This window comes from Psychrobacter sp. UBA6766 (assembly GCF_002453355.1).
Taxonomy (GTDB): domain Bacteria; phylum Pseudomonadota; class Gammaproteobacteria; order Pseudomonadales; family Moraxellaceae; genus Psychrobacter.
Window position 1 is genome coordinate 1 of sequence record NZ_DKGQ01000026.1, and the last position, 22,088, is coordinate 22,088.

A 22,088-nucleotide genomic window follows, 5' to 3' on the forward strand; every position below is an offset into this window, starting at 1 on the left:
CTGCTGTTCTTGCGGTAGAACCTGCAACAAATAGTTCAATGAGTCTGTTTTGTTTGTACCAGCTTAATCTACTCTTTCTCATATGACTATCCTAGATTATTTTACTTATCTAGGACAGCCCCTTAAACATTTTAATGGTATGACTTATCAGCAGTTATTCTAGCTAAGCAACTACTCTAACATACCAATGGCGTCCGCACTGGCGCGCTGGCGTTCTTCTGCATTTAATTCCGTCAGTTTTCCTTCTTTCATCATCAGCAAGCGGTCAGCATGCTCAAAATAACCGTCATCATGACTGATAATAAACAGTGTTTTGCCCATGGCTCTTAATTCAGGAATCAGCGCTTGATAAAATACTCGGCGAAAAGCAGGGTCTTGGTCGGCGGCCCATTCATCGAGCAGCAGAAAGTCCTTTTGTTCGGTGACAGCGAGCAGCATGGCCAAGCGTTTGCGTTGTCCTTGTGACAGCTTGTCGGTAGACAATCGATGGTCAGTTACCGTCACTTTATCTTGCAAATTTAATTTATGTAGCCACTCAGTTACTAAGGACATATCAGAGTCATTGTCTTGACTGCCAATCAGTTGTTTAAAAAGATGTTGATCGCTAAAAATGGCAGAAAACAGCTGCCGATAATTGGTATTGTTATCCGAATCAATCGTCTGCTGGTCTACTTTTACAGCGCCTGTCGTAGGCGTAAAAATACCAGTAATGATTTTTGCAAGGGTAGACTTACCGCTGCCATTAGACCCTATCAAAAATACCACTTCGCCGCGCCTCAAGGTGAGATTGACATTTTTTAAAATGTCATCAGTAAGCAACTCATTTTCAGGTACACCTTCTTGTGTATGGTGGTTTATACCTTGATAGCGATAGCTCACATTGTTCAGTGAGATGGTCTGCCAGTCATTTGCTGCTATATTGGTTAAAAACGCTGGCTGATAATCAGCAAGCGCCAACGTCTGTATTTTATCTAACGCGACTTGCGCCGTTTGTAAAGTGGGATAAGCGCCAACGGCTTGTAGTAGGGGCGATTGCATAAATAAAATGGTCAAAGAAAAAGTGGTGGCAACGCTCATGGGTATATTAAGATAGTTTGAGACCGCAAAGACGACGCCAATCGCTGCAAACATCATAATGTTCGACCAATTCACTGCTGATAAGTGAAAGGTATCTGCTTTAATAACACGCTCTTTATAGGACTGGGCGTGACTCAAAAACTCATTGGTATACAGCTTTTGCGCGCGGTGCTGATTAAGTGCAAGCTCTTTTCGCCCTTCGATAATAGATTGATAATCTTGATACAAAAGATCATTAATCTCCCTTAATTCCGTTAAATGCTTATAAACGTGCTTCACCAAAATGGTGCTTATCCAAATCGTCATTACAATCCAAACCATGATGATTAGCAATAGTGGCAATGACAACCAACCTAAATATAAGGCGACTCCGCTAGATAAAATAACCCCTTGAACCAACTCTGGCATACGGACAAAGGCGACGGTAATCGATTGGATATCGGTAGACAAGCTGGCGAGTAGTTGGGCGTTCCCTAACTTGTCAATCTGCGGAACGTTGGTATCGATGATTTGTTTGACCAGCTTGGTTCTGAGCTCATACACAAATCTATGACCCAAGCGGGTTAGGGCATATTGTGATAAAAAAGTCGTGACCAATAGCAGAACCACTAACGCTGAAAAATAGCCTAAGTTCTGCCATGATAAGGTATTAAAAACAGGCTGACTGATAAAGGTGTGGTTAATATAAGCAATAATACCCACACTGACCGCCGCATTGACTAAATTTAATAAGATAACTTTGAGAAAAGGCAGGCGATAATGCGACCAGATCATATGATATAGAGAAGCTGTAGCGCGAGAGGACATAATGACTCAATAATAAAATGAATTTTGCGTATTTTTAGATAGCACAAAAGGGAATAGGTGGCGCCTAATCCCTTTTATTTAACTCTGGTAATGATTCTATAACGACAATTTAATCAGTATAGTAGTCTCATTGGCGAAGCTTAGCGTTCAAATTTAAAAGTCAAACGTCGCTGAAACTTTTAACGCCGTGGGTTCACCGGCACTTAAATAACCAGCATTTGTATAGCCACCGACTGATTGCCAATAATCTTCGCCCGTGACATTGGTTACGATGCCTTTTAAGGTTACATCTTGTCCGGCCAGCACGGTTTTATAGCGAGCTCCAAGATCTAACGTCGTATAACCGTCAACTTTTAAGGTATTGGCATTATCGGCATAACGAGGGCCTGTATGAATGATGTCACCTGTTAAGGTTAATCCTTCGAGTGCCGCAACATCATATTCTAGATTGACATTGCTTTGTAAGGTAGGAAGACCAATGACTTTATTACCATCTAACGCCGCATCACCGGTGTCTTTTTGTTTGGCACTTAAATAACTGACCCCCGCATTTAGGCGCATATTTTCGCTAGGGCTACCAAATACGGTCAGTTCTACGCCTTGGTGACGGTTTTTACCAGCAGATATAAGGGTGTTTGAAGCATCGATATAGTCACGTGCGGCATCAGTACGATATATTGCCAAACTACTGCCAATAAGCCCGTTGTCATACTTCACGCCAATTTCGGTTTGTTCGCTCACGTAAGGGTCCAAAGCTTGACCAGCATTGGTAACAGGAGCATTGTTACTTGTCTGAGGGGCTGTTTTTCCTGGCGCTAAGCTTTCGATATAGTTACCGTAGAACGACCAATCCATGTTTGGTTGATAGACAATGCCGATACTTGGTGTCCACTCACTCTTATCGTAATGAGCCGTTTCTGCCTGCGTGTTGGCATCATAGCTGGTGGTTTTTATATTTTGATGACGTACACCCAACGTGGTTTTCAGTTTGTCATCGAACAGCGATATGGTGTCTGCTAGCGCAAAGCTTTGGAGTTGCTTTTCATTGGTTAATTTTGGATCGTCTAAGTTGCCGCCAAACGTAGTTGTACTTGTAAAGGGGACTTCCGTGTAGTCGGTAGGGCGGTAAAAATTGGTCGCTAGCTGATTGCCAAAATCATATGCGAATGCGCCTTTTTCTTCTTGATCGTAGAGGTTTGCGGCCAACACCAAGTTATGAGTCACTTCACCGGTTTGTAATTTACCACGTAGACCAAGCTCGGCACTTTGTACCAAATCTTCTCTAGAGTTATCAAAACGATAAAGCGTGCCCGCACCATCAGCACTGTTGACGGTTAAGGTGGCTAGTGAGTTTTCTTCCTCGCCACTTCGTATGCCGTAAGCACCATAAGCGGTGAGATTATCATTAAAATCATATTCTCCTCGAATGGTACCAAAGATATCTTTTTCATCTGAGTACGTCCAAGGCTGCGCCCAATTTTTTGAGCCGTCTGGCGCTTTTGGTACACGAGAAACACCGCCGAGATTGACACTAGGGCGAGTCTCTTTGAGTTTGTTATCTTGCCAGCCCAAATCTGCTGATAATCGGTATTGCTCGCCTTTATAATCTAGACCAAGCGCTGCCAATCCCAATGTTGAAGATTCATCATCGATGGCACTATCGCCATCTTGATAAGCGGCGTTAAAGCGCACGCCAAATGCATCCTCAGTGCCAAAACGGTCACTCACGTCGACGGCAATTTTACCTTGGTCACCTTGACCATAACCAAGCGTTAATTGACGTAGCGGGTCATTACTAGCACGTTTTGGTAATAGGTTAATCGTACCACCAGCATTGCCGCCACTAGGTGCTGCACTATTTAGCATAGCAGATGCGCCGCGTTGGACTTCAACACGCTCAAATAATTCGGTGGCGATATACTGTCTGGGCAAAATACCGTATAGGCCATTAAACATCGTATCATCTGATGTGGTGATGAAACCGCGCATAAAGTAAGCTTCTTGGAAGTTACCAAAACCTCTGGCCACGCGGACAGTTGGGTCTTTTTTGAGCAGGTTGCCCACGCTTTGTGCTTGTTGGTTGGCAATGTATTCGTTGGTATACGATGTAGTAGAAAATGGCGTATCCATGATGTCTTGATTGCCTAAAATCCCTACGCGGCTTCCGGTCGCGACTTGGCCACCTTCGTAAGCATCTGGCAATCCATCCGCTGACGCATCCGCACTACTGGTTACTACAATCGTATCAAGTACCAGACTTGGCACATCTGATTGACTGTTGTTATTTATATCGGTTTGTGCCCACGCTGCTTGGCTTGCAGCAAGTAAAACGACTGAAGTAGAAAGATGAAAGATAGACAGTGATTTTACTGAAAATGGATGACGCGCTCTGTTAGTTGCTTTGAGGCAAAACAGGGCAGAATATAGGCGAGACAATTGCATGAATGTTACCAATATGTAAGTTAAATCACTATTATAATGATAAGCATTTTCATTACAATAGTGGCGCGTTATTAATTTTAAAAATTTTTAAAGCCCTAAATAGCGATAATGTTGTCATGTCGTTATTGAAGTATTAACCATATAGGTTACGCTCTAATACGCCGCATCAAATATAGAAAATAAGCCCCCCCAATAATGGCAGCGATGGTGCCAGCAGGTATCTCATAGGGGAATATAAGATAGCGTCCAACCCAGTCTGCTATGACCATTAAGCCCGCGCCTAAGATAGCGGACAGTTGAATTTGACGTTTGAGCTTCACCGCGCCTAATGTGCTGGCGAGGTGAGGTATCATCAGACCCACAAAACTGAGCGGACCCACTGCCAATGTTGATATCGTACTCAGTAATGCTACAAGAATGAGTATCAAGCTTTGATACAATCTCAAAGATACCCCAAGCTCACGGGCAATCCCGCTACCTAGGCTCAATATTTCTAATGGTTTTATGACCATAAAGCTTAATAAAAAAAGTATAAAAGCCAACCCTACTAAAATCCATGCCGTTTCTGGACTGGCAAGGTACGTAGAACCTGATAGCCAACTTAGCACCGCTTGTAGTCGTTGATCGCCAGAAATTTTTACCAGGCTTAATAAACCGCCCATCAATACGGCAATGGCCACACCAACCAACAATAAATAAGCTGGGTTGATTCGACGGGCAAGCCATAAGATCAAACTAAGGACGATAAAAGCGCCCAACAATCCTGATAATATGATACCTGTATAGCCAAAACTGGGTAGAAAAACAAAAGCCAATACCACGCCTATCGCTGAGCCTGAGCTGATACCGAGTACTTCAGGGCTGGCCATCGGGTTACGTGTCAAGGTTTGTAGCAGCACGCCAGCAGTGGCTAGCATTATGCCAGTGGCGGCTGCGCTTAACGTACGAGGCAATCTAAAATCAACAATTAAATGTCCTAGCGTACTAAGCTGCCAGCCATTTGAAGTCGCCGTAAAGATAAGTACGCCTATGATCAACAGTATTAAGGCGATTCCCCAACCTATTAAATGAGTGTCACGGCGTTCTGAAATCAAGGTTGGAATAACCTCATCGGTATGTTGACGACTTTGGCTCACGATTAACCATATGACCAATGGCGCACCAAGTATGGCCGTCATTGCATCAGCAGGAATATTTAGGCTTAAATAATGTTGTAACAGCGTCGTGGCATTACTGGTGATCCATAACAACAGCGCTCCAAACACATAACCTAATAGCAAACGGTAACCAATACGCCGTACCGAAAACACATTCACCAGTGTGGCAGCCCCCAAGCCAATAAAACCAATAGGCCCCACGCGACTGACGACAAGGGCGGTCAGTAGTGCCACCAATCCCACCACCAATCCACGAATGAGGTTGATAGGAACGCCCAAACTTTTGGCTTGCCTATCATCTAAGCTCATTATTTCTAATGGTTTTAATAAAGGCATTAAGCTAATAAAGGCGACCACACTAGCGGTGCTTAATACGGCAGATACTTGCCAGTTATTCTGCGTGAGACTACCCGCCGCCCAGACCATAACGTTTAAGGTTTCTTCCGCATAATAAATCAATAATAAAGCAGTAATAGCGCCCAATAAGATATTGGTCACCAGTCCGCCAAGTACCAATACCAAAGGATTCATGCGACTAGGAGCAGCTAAGAGAAACACAATCGCCATACTACCAAGCGCGCCAATAAAAGCGACCCAAAAACTTCCCCCCAACGCCAAACTAGGTAGAAATAACGTGACAATGAGCAGCGCCATGTTTGCACCGCTACCGACTGCTAATGTTGTGTCTGAGGCCAGAGTGTTTTTTACCAGCTGTTGTAATAAAACACTAACCAATCCTAAAAGACCGCCAGCGGTCAATGCTACCAACATGGTCGGTAGGATTTGTAGCTGGATACTCATGTCTGAAAGTGATAGCTCAAATGAGGGTGTGAATAATTCTAAAAAAGCGAGAGCCCATAGCTGATGTACGACTGCATAACTGCTGACTACTGCTAGCAGCATTAAAAAAACGACCATCATATAAATACGGTTAGCAGACAAAAAATTATTTTTATTCATCATAAATCGGTATCGCCTACAAAAGTGACATTCGTTAAGCGCTCGGCTAAAACATTCATAGAAGCCACGCCACTGTTGTTCCATGTCGCAGGCAGTAAGGTGATACAGCGGCCTTTTTTGCTAGATGCATGCGCTTGATCAAAGGAATAACCCAAGCGCTGCCACACTAAGCTGTCTTCTAATTCAAGTTTGAGAAGGTCACTAAGAGGTTCAACGACCACAAGGCAAGTATCGTCATCAAGCTGCGCTAAATCTCCTAGCATAATGGGCGTAAACCCCCATTGATTGCCATCTGCCAACGCTACTAGCTGTAGTCCCATCGTCTCTAAGGCAGGTTGAAACAAGCTATTATACGAAAACATTCGCAAATTATTGGTATCGGCAAATTGCACGACAGCCAATTTTTTGATATGAGGATAACGCGCGTGAAAAGTCTGTCCCGTTTGCATGATTTGTTTCTTACTAGTGTCTAGATAATCTTGCGCGGCTTGCGGTTTGTTGATAGAACGTCCCAATTCTAACGTGGGTTCTATAAAGTCCTCCCACTTTGCGATTTGGTTAGGACTGGTCAATTCAATAGAGTGGATAGGCAAATCGCCGTACATAGGACGCAGATGCGCATAAAAATCGTTGTCTATGACCAAATCTAAATCCAGCTGTGAGAGCATTTCAGGATTGGGTTGGTAGCGTGTTCCTACGTCGAGAGTCGTATCAGGTATAAGAGGCTTACCGACCCATTCTCTATAAAAAGGTTTATCACCCATAGCAACTGGTGGGTATCCCATGGCAGTCAGGGTCGCCGCAATACCCCAATCAGGCGTCATGACTTTAGGTGTTTTTTGATTGTCTTTAGGCGACATTGCTTGTGGCGCTTGTGGTGCTTGCGAGGCGGCGTCAGACGACTGGCAACTGCTTAACAATAAACCTGAGCATAATGCCACACATAGCCCGAACGAAAAGGTGAGCGTTTTCATATAACCGCGACTTTATGAGTAGTGGTAGGATGAGTTAACAGGGTAAAATCGACACCAAATATAGAGCGCAGTACATCTTTTTCCATCGTGCGTTTTACATCACTCATATGGCACAGCTTGCCTTGTTTTAAAGCGATAAATTCATCACAAAACCTTGCCGCTAGATTTAGGTCGTGCAGGATAATCACAACACCTAAGCCTTGCTCATCGACCAATTGACGAATCAGCTTTAACACTTCTATTTGATAGACCACATCCAGCGCCGCTAGTGGCTCATCCAATAGCAGATACTTTGTCTGCTGGGCAAGGCACATCGCCAACCAGACGCGCGCACGCTCACCACCTGACAACGTCGATACTTGGCGGTCTCTAAAGGCGTCAACTTGAGTGAGGGCGATGGCTTTTTCTACTTGTTGATGGTCGTTGGCAGTCGGCTTTTGCAGCCATTTTTGATGAGGGTATCTGCCCAACATCACAAGCTCATAGACTGTAAAAGCACCCGCATCAGGTAGATTTTGCGGTAAGTAGGCAAGATGCGTGGCCAGCCTTTTAGCGGAAAAACTTCGCAAATCTGTATTTTCTATTTCAATGCCACCTTGCGTGGGAGTCATCTCTCCTGCCATGGCTTTTATAAGGCTAGATTTACCAGAACCATTATGCCCAATGAGGGCATACAGTTTATTTGGTTCGATGATAAAAGAAGTCGGGTGAAGCAAAACTTTTTTTTGACGAATTAAGCTTAAATTATTGATGTGCATCATAGTGAGCAGTCGAAAGTAAATGGGGCATTTTAAAGAAAAGTAGCTGGTTAATGCAAATGATTTTCATTTTATTTATGGAATTGAAGCAGTTATTGAGCGCGCCAATAGACTTTTATGACCATATCTTGACGAGATAAACCAAGGGTGGATTTTAATCGTTGTCTTAATGATTTGATGTCCGCCGCTTCAAACGCACCCCATACCTTGCCAATCTTAAGAGGCAATGTCGTTAATCTTGCATTTAATAAGCTCATGATTTGTTCAGGAGTTTCGGTTGTCGGTGTTTTAATGATATGGATTAGATTGTCTTGTAGAAAACGCTCATCATTACCTAATTGCTGACAGAGATTGAGAGTGCGTAAATAACTGATGTCTTCTGGATCTTCGGTGATAGCAATGACAAGGGGCGGTAACGGATTTTGCCAGTTTTCTAATAAATTGGCGACGGTAGGCAGAGAGGTTTCATCGCAGATTAATAAGCATTGGCCCTCACTGAGATGTTCTATTTTCTCTGGATAGTCGCGCACCGTTTTTATTGGCATACCGCAGACGAGAGAACGTGCCCAATTGCCACCTGGCGTGTCGCCATGGATATAAACATCTATCCAAGCTTGAACAGACGAGCTGATTGGATCTCGCCATGCTTTTCGCAGGGTGTAGTATCGCTGCAAAGGCTTATCGTTATTTTCTGACTCACTAATTGTGGGAGATAAAACATCAGAATTTAACTCAAATAAATACGCGTAGCCGGGATGATTGAGTGGGATATTATCGGGTGCTGTGACCACCAGTCGATACATATTAGGGCTGACATAGTAACCATCAATCACACTAAAATGCTGTTCTTGAAGTTTGATCGTACGCTTACCAAGCTTAGTAGCGGATGACTGCAATAACGCTATATATTGTTCATGTAGTGTCTCAGCGTCGCTAATAGGCACAAAAAAGTTGATAAAGTATTGATGATTAACACTAGAAATGTTTTCAGCGAGGCTGTTATTAATAGGGCTGCTATCTTTTAATGCATTAAAATCATTTTGATAGCGATTGATCGTCATAACGTCTAACAAAAGGCCGTCAGGATACAGTTCTTTTATCGATACTATATCGTACTCGCCGACTGAGGCAGGCGTAAAAGCATTGATAAACATCGCAAGTTCATCTTGATGCTCTTCATTAAGATGGTGAATGAACATGGCTTTATCAGCAATGGCTAATGGGGTTTTATCGGTGTCATAACGAGTAAGCGTTTCAGCCATAAAGAGTCATCCAAGCCAAAAAATTACATAACGGTTAATTTATATAACCGTCAAGTAGGTGGCATCTGAAAATATAAGGTAGCGGAAAATAGAGATAAAAATAGCAAAGGTTTAATCAATAAATATTGCGAACCAAGCAAGGTGATAAAAACTTATCAATCGATAATGTAAATTAGAAATATCTAGTAGTTATTGATAACCATTAACATTTAGATTATTATTACGTTAATAAGGCTGACTGTCAATGTATTTATAAGTTTAAAGGGGTGCGTGCTGCTATAAAATCCTGAAATGAACAACAATTCCTAAAAAGCCCTCAGTATATAGAGCCAGAACTGACCAATAACTTAAAGCTAATTTCAAAATAACCTTGATTTATTTTGTTATGTCTATAATATTGGACAAATGGAAATAATTAATGCTACTACCAGCTTTGCGGCATTGTCTCAAGAAACGCGCTTAAAGGCCTTTAGACTGCTGGTTAGCCATGAACCTGATGGTTTACCTGCTGGTGAAATCGCCCGCAGACTTGATGTGCCCCACAATACGATGTCGGCTCATTTGGCTATCTTGGCCCGAGCAGGGTGGGTAACCTCTCAGCGCCACAGTCGCCAAATCATCTATCGAGCTTCTCTCACGCATATGGAATCTGTTATTCAGTTTTTATTAGAAGACTGCTGTGCGGGTTACCCTGAATTATGTGGTTCGCTTTTAAAAAGCTTGAGAAGCTGTAATGTCGAAATATCTGATAAATAATTAAACTTTATCTTTTTAAAGATAAGCCGTTCTAACCGTATAAAAGGACTTTATGACAGCCATTATTTTTCACAACCCAAACTGCGGTACGTCTCGCAATACCTTAGCTATCATGAAAGCATCGGGCGAGTTGCCCAACATCATTGAATACCTCAAGACACCGCCGACGCGTGAGTATTTACTTGAGTTATTGGTCTTAATGAAGCTCTCGCCGCGTGAATTATTACGACAAAAAGAAATCATTGCTTTGGGGCTGGATAACGCCCAATTATCGGATGAACAAATTATTGATGCCATGCTAGCGCATCCTATTTTAATGAATCGTCCTATTGTGGTCACTGATAAGGGTGCTGCATTATGCCGACCTTCAGAGCGAGTGTTTGATTTATTAGACAATCCAGTGAATCGCTTTACCAAAGAAGGTGGTGAAGTCGTTCAATCTACTAAAGGTAAGACTTCGGACATAACGATCGATTTGACGGAATTACCAAATATAGAAGCAGCAGAGCTGCAACCGATTGATATTGATGCTCTGATTGGTGCAAATGATCCGCGTCATCCACCAAGAATCTTGGTGTTATACGGCTCTTTACGCGCGCGCTCCTTTTCTAAATTAGCCAGCCAAGAGGTGAGTCGGATATTGCGTTGGTATGGTTGTGAGGTGCGTACGTTTGATCCCACAGACCTGCCGTTGCCTGATAGTACCGATGCCGATCATCCAAAAGTACAAGAACTGCGTGAGCTAGCAGCGTGGTCAGAAGGCATGGTATGGGTAAGCCCCGAGCGTCATGGCAGTATTACTAGCATCATGAAAGCACAAATTGACTGGATTCCACTTTCATTAGGTAGCGTGCGCCCCACCCAAGGCAAAACACTGGCGGTAATGCAAGTTAGCGGCGGCAGTCAAAGCTTCAATACTGTCAATCAGCTACGTATCTTAGGCCGCTGGATGCGCATGATTACCATACCCAATCAGTCGTCTATTCCTAAGGCTTTTCTGGAATTCGATGACAATAACCGCATGCTGAATTCACCTTTGTATCAGCGTGTGGTTGATGTGTGTGAGGAATTGGTCAAGTTTACTTGGCTCACACGTGGTCGATCCTCTTATCTAACTGATCGCTATTCTGAACGTGTCGAAAGTGCAGAAGAGTTATCGCAACGCGTCAATCAAAAAGCCCTCTAAACTCAACCGTAGTTAACGTTAACTTTTTCTAGGGCGTGTCTCAATTTTTCAAATGATGACACGCTCTAATACTATTGTTTTATTAAGGCACCTTTATGCTCGCGTTAGCGATTTTCATCGTCACTTTGGCTTTGGTGATATGGCAGCCAAAAGGATTGGGTATCGGTTGGAGTGCAATGGGCGGCGCATTGGCCGCTCTGGTATTTGGAGTAGTGCAATTATCCGATGTGACTACCGTTTGGGATATTGTTTGGGATGCTACCTTTACCTTTGTGGCGCTTATTATCATCTCATTGATATTAGATGAAGCGGGATTTTTTGGTTGGGCGGCATTGCATGTAGCAAGATTAGGCAATGGTCGAGGTCGCTTATTGTTTCCCATGATTGTAATTTTAGGAGCATTCATTGCTGCTTTTTTTGCCAATGATGGCGCGGCGTTATTGCTCACACCTATTGTTATCGCTGTCCTACTGCGCCTTGATTTTGCACCCAAATCGGCCTTAGTTTTTATTATCGCCACCGGTTTTATTGCTGATACGGCAAGCTTGCCATTAGTAACGTCTAATCTGGTCAATATCGTGAGCGCCAATTATTTTGATATTGGTTTTGGGCGCTATGCTGCGGTTATGGTGCCAGTCAATATCGTGTCCGTTATCGCAACGCTACTGGTATTGTGGATCGCTTATGCGCGTCATATTCCAAAACATTATGCTACTGATAATTTGCTTGCGCCGCAGTCTGCTATCAAAGACCTTTTGGTCTTTCGCGCCGCCTTTCCAGTATTAGCTTTATTACTTATTGCTTATTTTGCCACTGAGTCATTAGATATAGTGATTTCATTGGTGACTGGTATCGCGGCGCTAGTGCTGGTAGCAATCGCAGGTCGCTGGTGGCAAGGAGGTCGTGATACCAAGTTTTCTGTGACCAATGTGCTACGCAAGGCACCTTGGCAAATCGTGCTGTTTTCAATCGGTATGTATTTGGTGGTCTATGGCTTGAGTAATGCAGGACTCACAGCATATGGCGCGCAAACACTAAGCTGGTTAGGTCAGCAAGGAGATATTGCTGCCACATTAGGAACTGGCTTCCTTTCTGCTATCGTGGCTTCAGTCATGAATAATATGCCCTCAACGCTTATCGGCGCACTCGCTATTGATCATGCCCAAGTACCTACGGCCACGCGTGAGCTGATGATTTATGCCAATGTCATCGGCAATGATTTGGGACCAAAATTTACCCCTATTGGTAGTTTAGCAACCTTGCTATGGCTACATGTACTGGCGGAAAAGGATTATAAGATTAGCTGGGGTCAGTATATGAAGGTTGGCTTATTAATTACGCCACCCGTACTATTAGCAACCCTTCTAGCTTTGGTGATTTGGTTACCTATGCTACCGAGCGGTTAAGTTGCAATTCACTCATTTTGCTCGGTAAATGCTCTTGTTTACCCACTGAGGGTAGTAACCAAAGTCAGTAGTGATATAATGCCCCGTTCATCGATATTTTATGAAAGGTTTATATTATGGCTCGTACCGCTAGCGCATTACACATTTTAGTCAAAGACAAAGAGTTGGCTGATGACATTATTGCCAAGCTTAAAAAAGGCGCCCAGTTTGATGTGCTGGCTAAGAAACACTCAACCTGCCCATCAGGTAAAAAAGGCGGCCACTTAGGTGAATTTACAAGAGGTCAAATGGTACCGGCATTTGATAAAGTTTGCTTTAACGGCGAACTATTCACCCCACACTTAGTGAAAACCAAATTTGGCTGGCATGTGGTTAAAGTGCTTTACAGAACGTAACAGTAAGAGCCGGCGCTGTAATTTTGTCTAACCACTAATACAAAAAGTATCAGGTATGGTTATCACCCAAGAAACCCCACTTTTATAAGTGCTCCGTAGTACATTTACTGATAGACAGTAATCCTTAACTGTGTTTTTTCAACAACACGCAAGAAAGATATGAGGTATTTAAACCACTTATCTTTAACCACCACACGTATCATTAAGAAGATTTAATTATGCCAAACGAACGTCCTTTATACATCCCTTTTGCTGGACCAATATTGTTAGAAATGCCTTTGTTAAATAAGGGCAGCGCTTTTACCTCAGAGGAGCGTGATAGCTTTAATTTAACCGGTTTATTACCGTACAACATTGAGACAATCGAAGAGCAATCTTTACGCGCTTATCATCAACTTAGCTCCTTTAGCAATGACATGGATAAGCATATTTATTTGCGTAATATTCAAGACACCAATGAGACCTTGTTTCATCATTTGATTGAGCAACATATTGAAGAAGTGATGCCGCTCATATATACCCCAACGGTTGGCCAAGCTTGCGAACAATTTTCCAAAATTTATCGACGTAAACGTGGTTTATTCATCTCTTATCCTGAGCGTCATAAAATCGATGATATCTTGCAAAATGCGACCAAACAGAAGGTAAGAGTGATCGTCGTCACTGACGGTGAACGCATATTGGGTTTAGGTGACCAAGGTATTGGTGGTATGGGCATCCCCATTGGTAAATTGTCTTTATATACCGCATGCGGCGGTATTAGCCCAGCTTATTGCCTACCTATTTTATTAGATGTGGGCACCAACAATCAACAACTACTCGACGACCCTATGTATATGGGTTGGAGAAATCCGCGTATCTCTGGGGCTGAATACGATGAATTTGTAGAGTTATTCATTCAAGGGGTTAAACGCCGCTGGCCAGAGGCGCTATTACAATTTGAAGATTTTGCACAGGAAAACGCAACGCCTTTATTAAACAGATATCGTGATCAATTATGCTGCTTTAATGATGATATCCAAGGCACCGCTGCGGTTTCAGTCGGAACCTTGATTGCGGCGTGTTTAAACAAAGGTGAAAGACTGAGTCAACAAAAAATAGCCTTTTTAGGGGCAGGATCAGCAGGTTGTGGTATCGCCGAACATATTATTCGCCAAATGCAGCGTGAAGGCTTGAGTGAGGCGCAGGCGCGAAGTCAAGTATTTATGGTAGATCGTTATGGTTTGCTTACCGATAGCATGACAGAGTTGCAGAAGTTTCAGATACCACTGGTGCAAAAAGAATCCGATCTTGCAGAATGGGATAAGAGTCAAAAGCTTGGTTTGGCACAAGTGGTTAAACAGGCGAAAATTACCGTATTGTTCGGTGTCAGTGGGCAAAAAGGTTTGTTTACACAAGAAGTGATTGAAACCTTATGTGACAATACGGAACATCCTATTGTATTGCCGCTTTCAAACCCAACTTCTCGCGTTGAAGCTACTCCGCAGGAAGTAACTAATTGGAGTAAAGGTAAGGCCATCATTGCAACAGGCAGTCCTTTCCCTAATACCACTTTTGCCGGTCAGACGTTTGAAGTTTCGCAATGTAATAACAGCTATATTTTCCCCGGTATTGGTTTAGGGGTGATAGCATCACGTGCCAAGAGCATCAGTGATAATATGTTAATGGCTGCAAGCCAAGCCCTGGCGGATATATCGTTGGAATATATCAAGGCTCCAGGTGCCATATTACCGCCAATTAGAGTCATTAGAGAAATCAGTGAAAAAATAGCTTATGCAGTCGCATTGCAAGCAGTTGAAGATAAATTGGCCTTACCTATAACGGTAGAAAATTTGGAACGTCGCTTAAAAGCTAACTTCTGGGAACCTAAATACCGTAATTATCGTCGTACTTCCTTTTAAAGGTTTATGAACGGTTAAGAGGCACAGATAGAAACCTCAGTGTGAATAACCTTACCTAAGTAAATATAGAACAATAAAAAGGTAGTTAAAGCTATATATCGTATAGTGTTAGCTACCTTTTTTATTGCTGCTCATACTCCATAAGGAGTTCTCATAGCCTTTGACTGTTTGCTCATTACTTGCTCATCCCAGTACGGCGGTGCACCATAATAGTCCGTCATAAAATCGACAAAACATCGGATCTTGTGAGGGAGCATTTTTCTATGGGCATAGACAGCATATAGGCCTAAAGGACTTGGCTCATATTCAGGTAAAACGATCACTAGCTGACCAGCTTGTAAAGCATTACTAGCAATAAAAGTCGGTTGTAATACCAATCCAGCACCTTCAATAGCGGCTTCTACCAAGACATCGCCGTTGTTACTTCGAAAAATACTACTTTCCTTGAGTTGTTTTGCCTTTAAATATTTAAAAACTTGTCCCTTAGTCTCTATATTCATATAGCTATAATGCAAATAACGATGCGTCTCTAACTCCTCAAGTCGTTTAGGCGTACCGTAAGTTTTCAGGTATTCAGGTGATGCGCATAAAATCACGCGAATAGGAGCGATTTTTTTAGCAATAAGTGATGAGCTTTCAAGCTGCCCAATTCGTAATGCAATATCGAACCCTTCTTCAACGATATCGACTTTTCGGTCGCTTAGTTGTAGATCAACAGTGACTGAAGGATAGCGTTCCTGAAAGTCAGCAATCAATTTTGCCATATGCTTTAAAGCAAATGAGACAGGGGCGCTGATTCGTAGAATACCTTTAGGGAGCTGCTGTAAGCCGCCCAATTGTGCTTCCATGTCATCAATACTCAATAAAATCTGTTGCGCATGGATAAAATATTGGCTGCCAGCCTCAGTTGTGCTTACTTTGCGAGTAGTACGATTGAGCAGGCGAGTATGTAGTTGCTCCTCTAACTTGGCAACATACTTGCTCACCAGTTGTGGTGACAGCTGCATAGTAGTGGCCGCCTTACTGAAACTGCCCTCCGTTACCACTGCCACAAAGGCACGCATCCCGTCGATTCTATCCATCTTTTATCCTTCATCTGTCGCAATAGTAAATTTACTATAAACGCTATGTTGATAATTAATCAATATATTTTAGCCTATTCTTTTAATATGTTGATAGTAGAATATGTTTATACAGACAGACGCCACCGCCTATTTAATTCAATGTTAGGGGATAATCATCAATGCAAACATCACTGTTAAATAAAATCATGCAATCAGAAGCTGGAATAGCAGCTTTCATCCTCCGTGTACCTGTGGGCTTAGTTTTGATAGCCCACGGCGCGCAAAAGTTATTTGGCTGGTTCGGTGGCAATGGTTTAGCAGGAACGGCTCAATGGCTAAGCAGTATGGGTATGGAGCCTGGCTTACTCATGGCATTACTGGCAGGTGGCGCTGAGTTCTTTGGCGGTCTTGCCTTAGTATTAGGAATAGTGACGCGACCTGCTGCGTTAGTGGCAGCCTTTACTATGCTAGTGGCTATTTTCTCGGTCCATATCAGTAATGGATTATTCGCTGCTGATGGTGGCTATGAGTATGCGCTAGTCTTGATGGTCGCTTTACTTGCTTTAGTGGTACAAGGTGGCGGTTATCTTAGTATTGATAAAGCATTATCAGAGAAAATAGGGCGGATTTAATGGTTATCAAAAGTTTAAAAGAGGTTTTAGCTAGAGGTTTTCTTTTATCTTAGTAGTCATACTTATCGTCGCTTTATTTATCTTAAATAAAGAACAATGGAGTCATCGCTAATGGATAATCAATCAAACACAGTAAGGCAGCCAGTATTCTATATACCTCACGGTGCAGGACCATGCTTCTTTATGGATTGGGAGCCAGCGGGCACTTGACCCCATACTTCTTTCAGGAACTGTATTATTTCCTCAATATCTATCATTTCATTCCTGCCCAAAAACCATTGAATTCATTTTGATGAGTTTTATGCTGTACTGGTGCTAGATTCCAAAAGTCATTTGAACCTCCAAGCTCTCTAATATCGATCGCTTCACTCATAAAGGTAGTCTGGATATTCGAAATGTCAGTCTCATTAGGCTGTTTGGGTATGTTTTTAGTTACTCTGCTACTCAGGGTCGCCCTAAGGTTTTTGACATAAAAATGGAGTATCTTTCAAGATTCTCTACTGAGTTTAAGCGGCCAGCCTACCGCATTTTTTATACTCATATAACCTCCAATATATTCTTAGCATCTTTCTTTGGTTTAGAAGCTATTAGACTTGAGACTGTCAGATAAGCTCTATTAACTGTCAAAATTTTTATCTAAACATCAAGAATGATGCAGGTTGTGGTGGCATGAGCATATAATTTGCCATCAGGCCCTACAATTTTGCCTTCAGCAGTCGCTGTTCTTCGACCAGCATGAACGACTTTGCCTTCAGCTCGTACTAAAGGTGTTGCCACTGTCAAAGCTCGCACCATATTTACTTTTATCTCTAAAGTTGTATAGGTTTTCCCCGCTGGTAAGAGGGTATGTACAGCGCAGCCAACAGCAGAATCTAAAAGCGTACAAAACCAGCCACCATGGACTGTTCCCAACGGATTGTAATGATGGCGCTTTGGACGTCCTTGAAAAACCGCAATACCTTTTCCCATATGGATAGGAGTGTAGTCAAGCGTTAGACCAATAGGAGGATGAGGCAGCTCTCCTGCAAACATAGCATTAAAAATATCCATACCGCTGCGAGTGGTTAAGTCTGATAATGGAATGACATCAGCGTCACCTAGCTTTTCTCTAATACTTGCTTCTTCTGCTTCCCATGTTGCTATTACTTCTTCGACATTCATTTTCAATTCCTTAAAACGATAAATAAGATATTAGCCAACGTTTATAAAGGCTAAAGTTTCATCAATTAGTGCTTTTCATATCCGCTTTTATTTTTAAAATACATCGTTACATAGCCGATTAACCAAAAGGCACAGATTGCTTGAAACCAGATAAGACTGTGCATGGTAACAGTCATGATATTATCCGCCTCTACATTGTAGTGCAGTAACGACAATAACCCCATTAAGGCATACAAATAAAGCCACCAACGACCTTTAGTCATCTGGCTTTTGACAGCCACAATCAAGCCATAAATACCAATTGGTGTCATGATGAACCAGAAATAATTTACTAACTGTGGAGACAGCCAATCAGGCTCAGGATAGTGGTCAAAATGAATCACATTATGAACATAGTGTAAAATACTCGAAAACACATTAAGTAATACAATGAAAACTAAAATTTTATAATGTTTGTAACGATTTATCATAGTGTACCTTGTTGATCGTATCTAAAATATCTTGCCAAATGTAAGTATTTTTACTTCTAAAGTAACCAAAATGTCCGACTGACTGGTCTGAGCCCTTGCGAATGCTATAACTTTTAAAAACAATGGGTTGATCGCTGGTCACATGTTTCCAAAAGTTGTGTAGGTTACGTTCAGTACAGATTTCATCATCATTGGCAGTGAAGACGAAAGTTGGAACATTGAAATTTTTATAAGTACCAAGGGGAATGGTTTTCCCATAGAATTTATCTGAGAAAAACAGCTCCTTTTCTCGGCACCAAGCGCCCCATTCCTCTGTGAATCCAGCAGGCAAATCTTCCATGAGTCTGCAGCTTTTAGCTGGTACGTAATTAAAGATTTTATGATTAAGTGGTGCTAAAAAACGAAAAAAGAAATTGGCTTTGAGTCGGTAGCGAGGTGGCATATAGCTAAAATATCCTGCTGAGACCGCCACTGCAATTAAACCATCCAACCGATCAGCGTTATGGGCCAAACCTACCCGTTGACCACCAGCACTATGACCCACACAATACAAGGGTAAATTCTTAAATAGGCGCTTAGCTTTATCGATGACAGCTGGAATGTCATAGCGCTCGATATCAAAATACTGATAATAACAATCCTTTAGATGATTCGTTTTAGAATCGCAAAATCCTCTGTAATTCCAAAGAATGACATGAAAACCATGCTCTCTTAAGTATTTAGCAAACGGCAAATAATAAGAAGTACTAGTAGCGGTTCCTGAATTTATCAGAACAACGGCTTTAGGATTATTAGCTTTATAGACGGTTGCGCTCAGCTCGACGTTGTCGTCTGTCAGCATATTTATATCTATAAAAAAACCTACTTATTGTTAATTAACGCCTACTATAAACTATGGACATTACTCCACGGTCAAGTGTTAATTGAGAATGTTCGATAATGAATATAAAAGAATTAACTGAAACAGTCGGACTAAGCAGAGATACGATTCGTTTTTACGAAAGGGAAGGGCTGATATCGACACCATCTAGAAAGTCTAATGGTTATAGAGATTATGATAACGAGATCGTAGAACAGCTCAACATGATCGTTATGGTGAAAGAGCTCGGTTTCACCCTGAAAGAGATTAGAGAGTTAACAGAGCTACTATATCCAAACAGCCTGACCCAATCACAAATGGGTGAAAAGCTTATAGAGAAAAACAGGCAGATAGAAATTAAAATTTCAGAGCTGTTTGAAATGAAAACATTAATAGATGATGCATTAAAAGGTATGTGTGAATATAAAGATAAGGTGACGCTTTAATCCCTAATTCCGTCACAGATGCAAAAGAAGCCAAAGCAGTAATCGATAATAAACTGATATTTTGTTGCTCTGCGGTCTGAACAATTGCCACAGCAATTGGATGTTCAGATTTTGCTTCGATCCATGCCTCAATACTCAATATTTGCTCAATCAATGGCGGGCTAGCTATTACTTACATGTATTAAACTGTAAGAGAAAATTTTCTTAGCTAAAATTTTGCAGTTGGAATGAAGTACGTAGTGAAAGTAAAGGACTAAAAGCTAACTATTATTATTAAGGTTTCAAATATGAATAATAAATTATTAGGGAATGAGCTAACTCGTGCCATGCTAGAGCGTGGTGATGAGCAAGTGTGGTGTGCTGTAAGTAATGAGAGTCATGAGCACGCTATGGCGACTATTAGAAATATTAACGGTGACTTCATTGTCCATATCGTAGGTTTTGAGGATGGCTGCTTTGTTTGTAGGGAGGGTGGTTCTTGGAAATATGCTGTACCAATTAAAAAAACTGCGCTCACTCAAGATGAAGTAGGACTATAAACGAGTGTTGCTATAGTTAATTCGCCCCCTGCTTTTATAATTTGATTGTTTTGAATCAAGAGAATTGTTGCTTTAAATATAAGGTAATAGTTTCTATATATTCACTTATGCAAATCTATAGTGTAGAATGTTATGAGAATTGCGTTTGCTAAGTTACCTTAATTGAGATACAAAGGAACTTGTGTGCAGTTTATCTTGTTTAGGTTAATAATCACAGGGATAGTTGGGGGTTAACACGATGAGTACAAAGATCGAAGGTAGTGAGTTAACTCGAGCGATGCTGGAAGATGGGCATGAAGAGGTGTGGTGTGCGGTAGATGATAGTTGCGATCAAGATACTATGGTAAACCTAGCGAATAATGATTTTACAGCTTATATTGTATTCTACGAGAACGGTATGTTTTATTGTACAGCTGGTATGGCTTGGGCGTGCGCGGTACCAATCAAGATAGTCGCAATGACGGCATCTGATGCAAAGATGCGGCCATCGACAAACATCAGTTAGATAGTAATTGATAAAAAAAGGTTAAGCATTCTAGCTCCTACGACTGGCTGAGTGATGATGTCACTGAGCAACAGAAAATCGCAAAGATAGGTGTGGCTTGATTATTATCGTCAAGCTCCGTAACTGAAATCTCCCAAGTTTAACTGTGCGGATTTGACGGCAGGGGTCAGTCAAAATCTTGATGGTTTTAGCTATTCTAAAGGTATTTGCGGATATCTGCTAGAATACCGCCATTTAACGGATAGCTAAAGAAAGCTATAGTAAGCTAAATCATGAAAAACCCTGCAGCATAAATAAGGCTTACGGGGTTTTAAAACGAACTAAAACAATGATTGGTGCGCCCACAGCGCATCGACTAACCTACTGTAAGTCTTTTAATGTAAGGGTTTTAGATCTGCATATATTATTTTTAACAACAAATTTAACAACTTCCTAAGGTCTATTGATTTGTCATCCGATTGATATTGGCTTTTATATCACGAATGACCTGATTTGATAATTCGGTGGTGTGTCAGAAAGTATGCTGAGGGAATAAAGGAGGGTGACAGCCGAGGCAAGATGATATATTTGAGGTTATGAAGATACAAATAGATATCAGCTGCCCCGACTGTCACAGTCCCAGTTTAAAGAAACCCCGATATTAACAACGTCACCTAAGAAAAGTAAACTTCATACATCAGTCTTCTACACTATATAAATAGTAGCATATAGAGCTTTCTCGACTCATAAGATTTAAATAAACCCATAGTAATTATAGATATTAATAATATTTCGAGCACTATAATATTGAGGGATCCACTACCTAATAAGTTATAGTGCAGATTGTATAGGTTAACTGATCTCTAATATTGCTCTCAAATTCGGAACTGAATCTTTAACTTGATTAAAATTTGAACAATTCTTGGAGCCTTGAAAGCCCTATAGAATCAGAGAACTTAGCATAGATTTCTTATTGATTTTTATAGCCAGTATACTTTTTAGAACACCACCAGAAAATATTGTAAACTCTCTCCTAAAACAAGAACACTTAGAAATAGAAGTTGATGAAAGTTACTTTGGCAGTAGAAGAAAAGGTAAACGTAGTTGCAGTGCTAGCAATAAAGTAACTTTATTCGGACTATTCAAGCGCAATAGTAGCATTTATACTTGTGTTATTCCTAATGCTAAAGCTGACAACTTAATGCCCATTATAAGAGAGAAGGTAAAGCCTGTTAATGTTATTTACATGGACTTCTTTACAGGTTATGACGCTTTTGATATAAGAAATTTTACTCATTAGAGCATCAATAACTTAAAAGAGTTAGCATAATAGACCTCTTGCAAAAGTCATA

General features: G+C 41.6%; 19 protein-coding genes and 3 pseudogenes. 11 read left to right on the top strand and 11 right to left on the bottom strand.

Annotation, left to right across the window (positions count from 1 at the left end):
• The 7 genes and pseudogenes from B4K26_RS06175 to B4K26_RS06205 all read right to left on the bottom strand — a co-directional run.
• Positions 1-82, bottom strand: a pseudogene (locus B4K26_RS06175) (IS1595 family transposase); the annotation flags it as partial.
• An 89-nt stretch (positions 83-171) separates the two neighbouring features.
• Complete coding sequence (locus B4K26_RS06180; RefSeq protein ID WP_296244200.1) at positions 172-1,884, bottom strand: multidrug ABC transporter permease/ATP-binding protein; 1,713 nt, start codon at positions 1,882-1,884, stop codon at positions 172-174.
• Positions 1,885-2,037: 153 nt separating this feature from the next.
• Positions 2,038-4,326, bottom strand: coding sequence for a TonB-dependent receptor (locus B4K26_RS06185; protein ID WP_296244201.1), 2,289 nt, complete (start codon positions 4,324-4,326; stop codon positions 2,038-2,040).
• A 146-nt stretch (positions 4,327-4,472) separates the two neighbouring features.
• Complete coding sequence (gene fhuB / locus B4K26_RS06190) at positions 4,473-6,446, bottom strand: Fe(3+)-hydroxamate ABC transporter permease FhuB (protein ID WP_296244202.1); 1,974 nt, start codon at positions 6,444-6,446, stop codon at positions 4,473-4,475.
• Positions 6,443-7,417, bottom strand: coding sequence for an ABC transporter substrate-binding protein (locus B4K26_RS06195; protein ID WP_296244203.1), 975 nt, complete (start codon positions 7,415-7,417; stop codon positions 6,443-6,445). Before B4K26_RS06195 ends, fhuB begins: the two co-directional genes overlap by 4 nt.
• Positions 7,414-8,178, bottom strand: a complete 765-nt coding sequence (locus B4K26_RS06200) for an ABC transporter ATP-binding protein (protein WP_296244204.1) — start codon at positions 8,176-8,178, stop codon at positions 7,414-7,416. The genes B4K26_RS06195 and B4K26_RS06200 overlap by 4 nt, the downstream gene beginning before the upstream one ends.
• An 89-nt stretch (positions 8,179-8,267) precedes the next feature.
• Entirely contained in the window at positions 8,268-9,437 is a 1,170-nt protein-coding gene (locus B4K26_RS06205) for a siderophore-interacting protein (RefSeq protein WP_296244205.1), read from the bottom strand.
• Positions 9,438-9,842: 405 nt separating this feature from the next.
• On the opposite strand from B4K26_RS06205, the gene B4K26_RS06210 reads away from it, so the two are divergent.
• The 6 genes and pseudogenes from B4K26_RS06210 to B4K26_RS06235 all read left to right on the top strand — a co-directional run bounded on the left by B4K26_RS06210 (position 9,843) and on the right by B4K26_RS06235 (position 15,081).
• Positions 9,843-10,193: an ArsR/SmtB family transcription factor gene (locus tag B4K26_RS06210; RefSeq protein WP_296244208.1), complete on the top strand. Its 351-nt coding sequence runs from the start codon at positions 9,843-9,845 to the stop codon at positions 10,191-10,193.
• Positions 10,194-10,245: 52 nt separating this feature from the next.
• Positions 10,246-10,572: pseudogene (gene arsC / locus B4K26_RS06215) on the top strand (arsenate reductase (glutaredoxin)); the annotation flags it as partial.
• Between the two features lie 90 nt (positions 10,573-10,662).
• Positions 10,663-11,379, top strand: coding sequence for an arsenical resistance protein ArsH (gene arsH, locus B4K26_RS06220; protein ID WP_296244224.1), 717 nt, complete (start codon positions 10,663-10,665; stop codon positions 11,377-11,379).
• Positions 11,380-11,474: 95 nt separating this feature from the next.
• On the top strand, positions 11,475-12,785 hold the full coding sequence (locus tag B4K26_RS06225; protein WP_296244209.1) for an arsenic transporter: 1,311 nt from the start codon (positions 11,475-11,477) through the stop codon (positions 12,783-12,785).
• Positions 12,786-12,901: 116 nt separating this feature from the next.
• Positions 12,902-13,180, top strand: a complete 279-nt coding sequence (ppiC, locus tag B4K26_RS06230) for a peptidylprolyl isomerase PpiC (protein WP_296244210.1) — start codon at positions 12,902-12,904, stop codon at positions 13,178-13,180.
• A gap of 218 nt (positions 13,181-13,398) precedes the next feature.
• A complete protein-coding gene (locus B4K26_RS06235; protein WP_296244212.1) occupies positions 13,399-15,081 on the top strand; it encodes an NAD-dependent malic enzyme in 1,683 nt (560 codons plus the stop codon).
• A 131-nt stretch (positions 15,082-15,212) separates the two neighbouring features.
• Here B4K26_RS06235 and B4K26_RS06240 read toward each other — a convergent pair whose 3' ends face one another.
• Positions 15,213-16,163: a LysR family transcriptional regulator gene (locus B4K26_RS06240; protein ID WP_296244213.1), complete on the bottom strand. Its 951-nt coding sequence runs from the start codon at positions 16,161-16,163 to the stop codon at positions 15,213-15,215.
• Positions 16,164-16,324: 161 nt separating this feature from the next.
• Here B4K26_RS06240 and B4K26_RS06245 point away from each other — a divergent pair, with 161 nt between their 5' ends.
• The gene (locus tag B4K26_RS06245; RefSeq protein ID WP_296244214.1) at positions 16,325-16,777 is read left to right on the top strand and encodes a DoxX family protein; all 453 of its coding nucleotides are present in this window, start codon (positions 16,325-16,327) and stop codon (positions 16,775-16,777) included.
• A gap of 636 nt (positions 16,778-17,413) precedes the next feature.
• On the opposite strand, the gene B4K26_RS06250 is transcribed toward B4K26_RS06245, so the two are convergent.
• The 3 genes from B4K26_RS06250 to B4K26_RS06260 all read right to left on the bottom strand — a co-directional run bounded on the left by B4K26_RS06250 (position 17,414) and on the right by B4K26_RS06260 (position 19,249).
• Positions 17,414-17,938, bottom strand: a complete 525-nt coding sequence (locus B4K26_RS06250) for a PaaI family thioesterase (RefSeq protein ID WP_296244216.1) — start codon at positions 17,936-17,938, stop codon at positions 17,414-17,416.
• Positions 17,939-18,003: 65 nt separating this feature from the next.
• Complete coding sequence (locus B4K26_RS06255) at positions 18,004-18,408, bottom strand: hypothetical protein (protein ID WP_296244218.1); 405 nt, start codon at positions 18,406-18,408, stop codon at positions 18,004-18,006.
• Positions 18,383-19,249, bottom strand: a complete 867-nt coding sequence (locus tag B4K26_RS06260; RefSeq protein ID WP_296244219.1) for an alpha/beta fold hydrolase — start codon at positions 19,247-19,249, stop codon at positions 18,383-18,385. Before B4K26_RS06260 ends, B4K26_RS06255 begins: the two co-directional genes overlap by 26 nt.
• Positions 19,250-19,347: 98 nt before the next feature.
• Here B4K26_RS06260 and B4K26_RS06265 point away from each other — a divergent pair, with 98 nt between their 5' ends.
• From B4K26_RS06265 to B4K26_RS06280, 4 genes and pseudogenes are all read left to right on the top strand, one after another.
• Entirely contained in the window at positions 19,348-19,713 is a 366-nt protein-coding gene (locus B4K26_RS06265; RefSeq protein WP_296244221.1) for a MerR family transcriptional regulator, read from the top strand.
• 287 nt (positions 19,714-20,000) lie between these two features.
• Positions 20,001-20,252 (top strand): hypothetical protein, encoded by a 252-nt coding sequence (locus tag B4K26_RS06270; RefSeq protein WP_296244222.1) that lies wholly within the window; start codon positions 20,001-20,003, stop codon positions 20,250-20,252.
• A 238-nt stretch (positions 20,253-20,490) separates the two neighbouring features.
• On the top strand, positions 20,491-20,757 hold the full coding sequence (locus B4K26_RS06275; RefSeq protein WP_296244223.1) for a hypothetical protein: 267 nt from the start codon (positions 20,491-20,493) through the stop codon (positions 20,755-20,757).
• A 1,030-nt stretch (positions 20,758-21,787) separates the two neighbouring features.
• Positions 21,788-22,033, top strand: a pseudogene (locus tag B4K26_RS06280) (transposase); the annotation flags it as partial.
• Between the last annotated feature and the right edge of the window lie 55 nt (positions 22,034-22,088).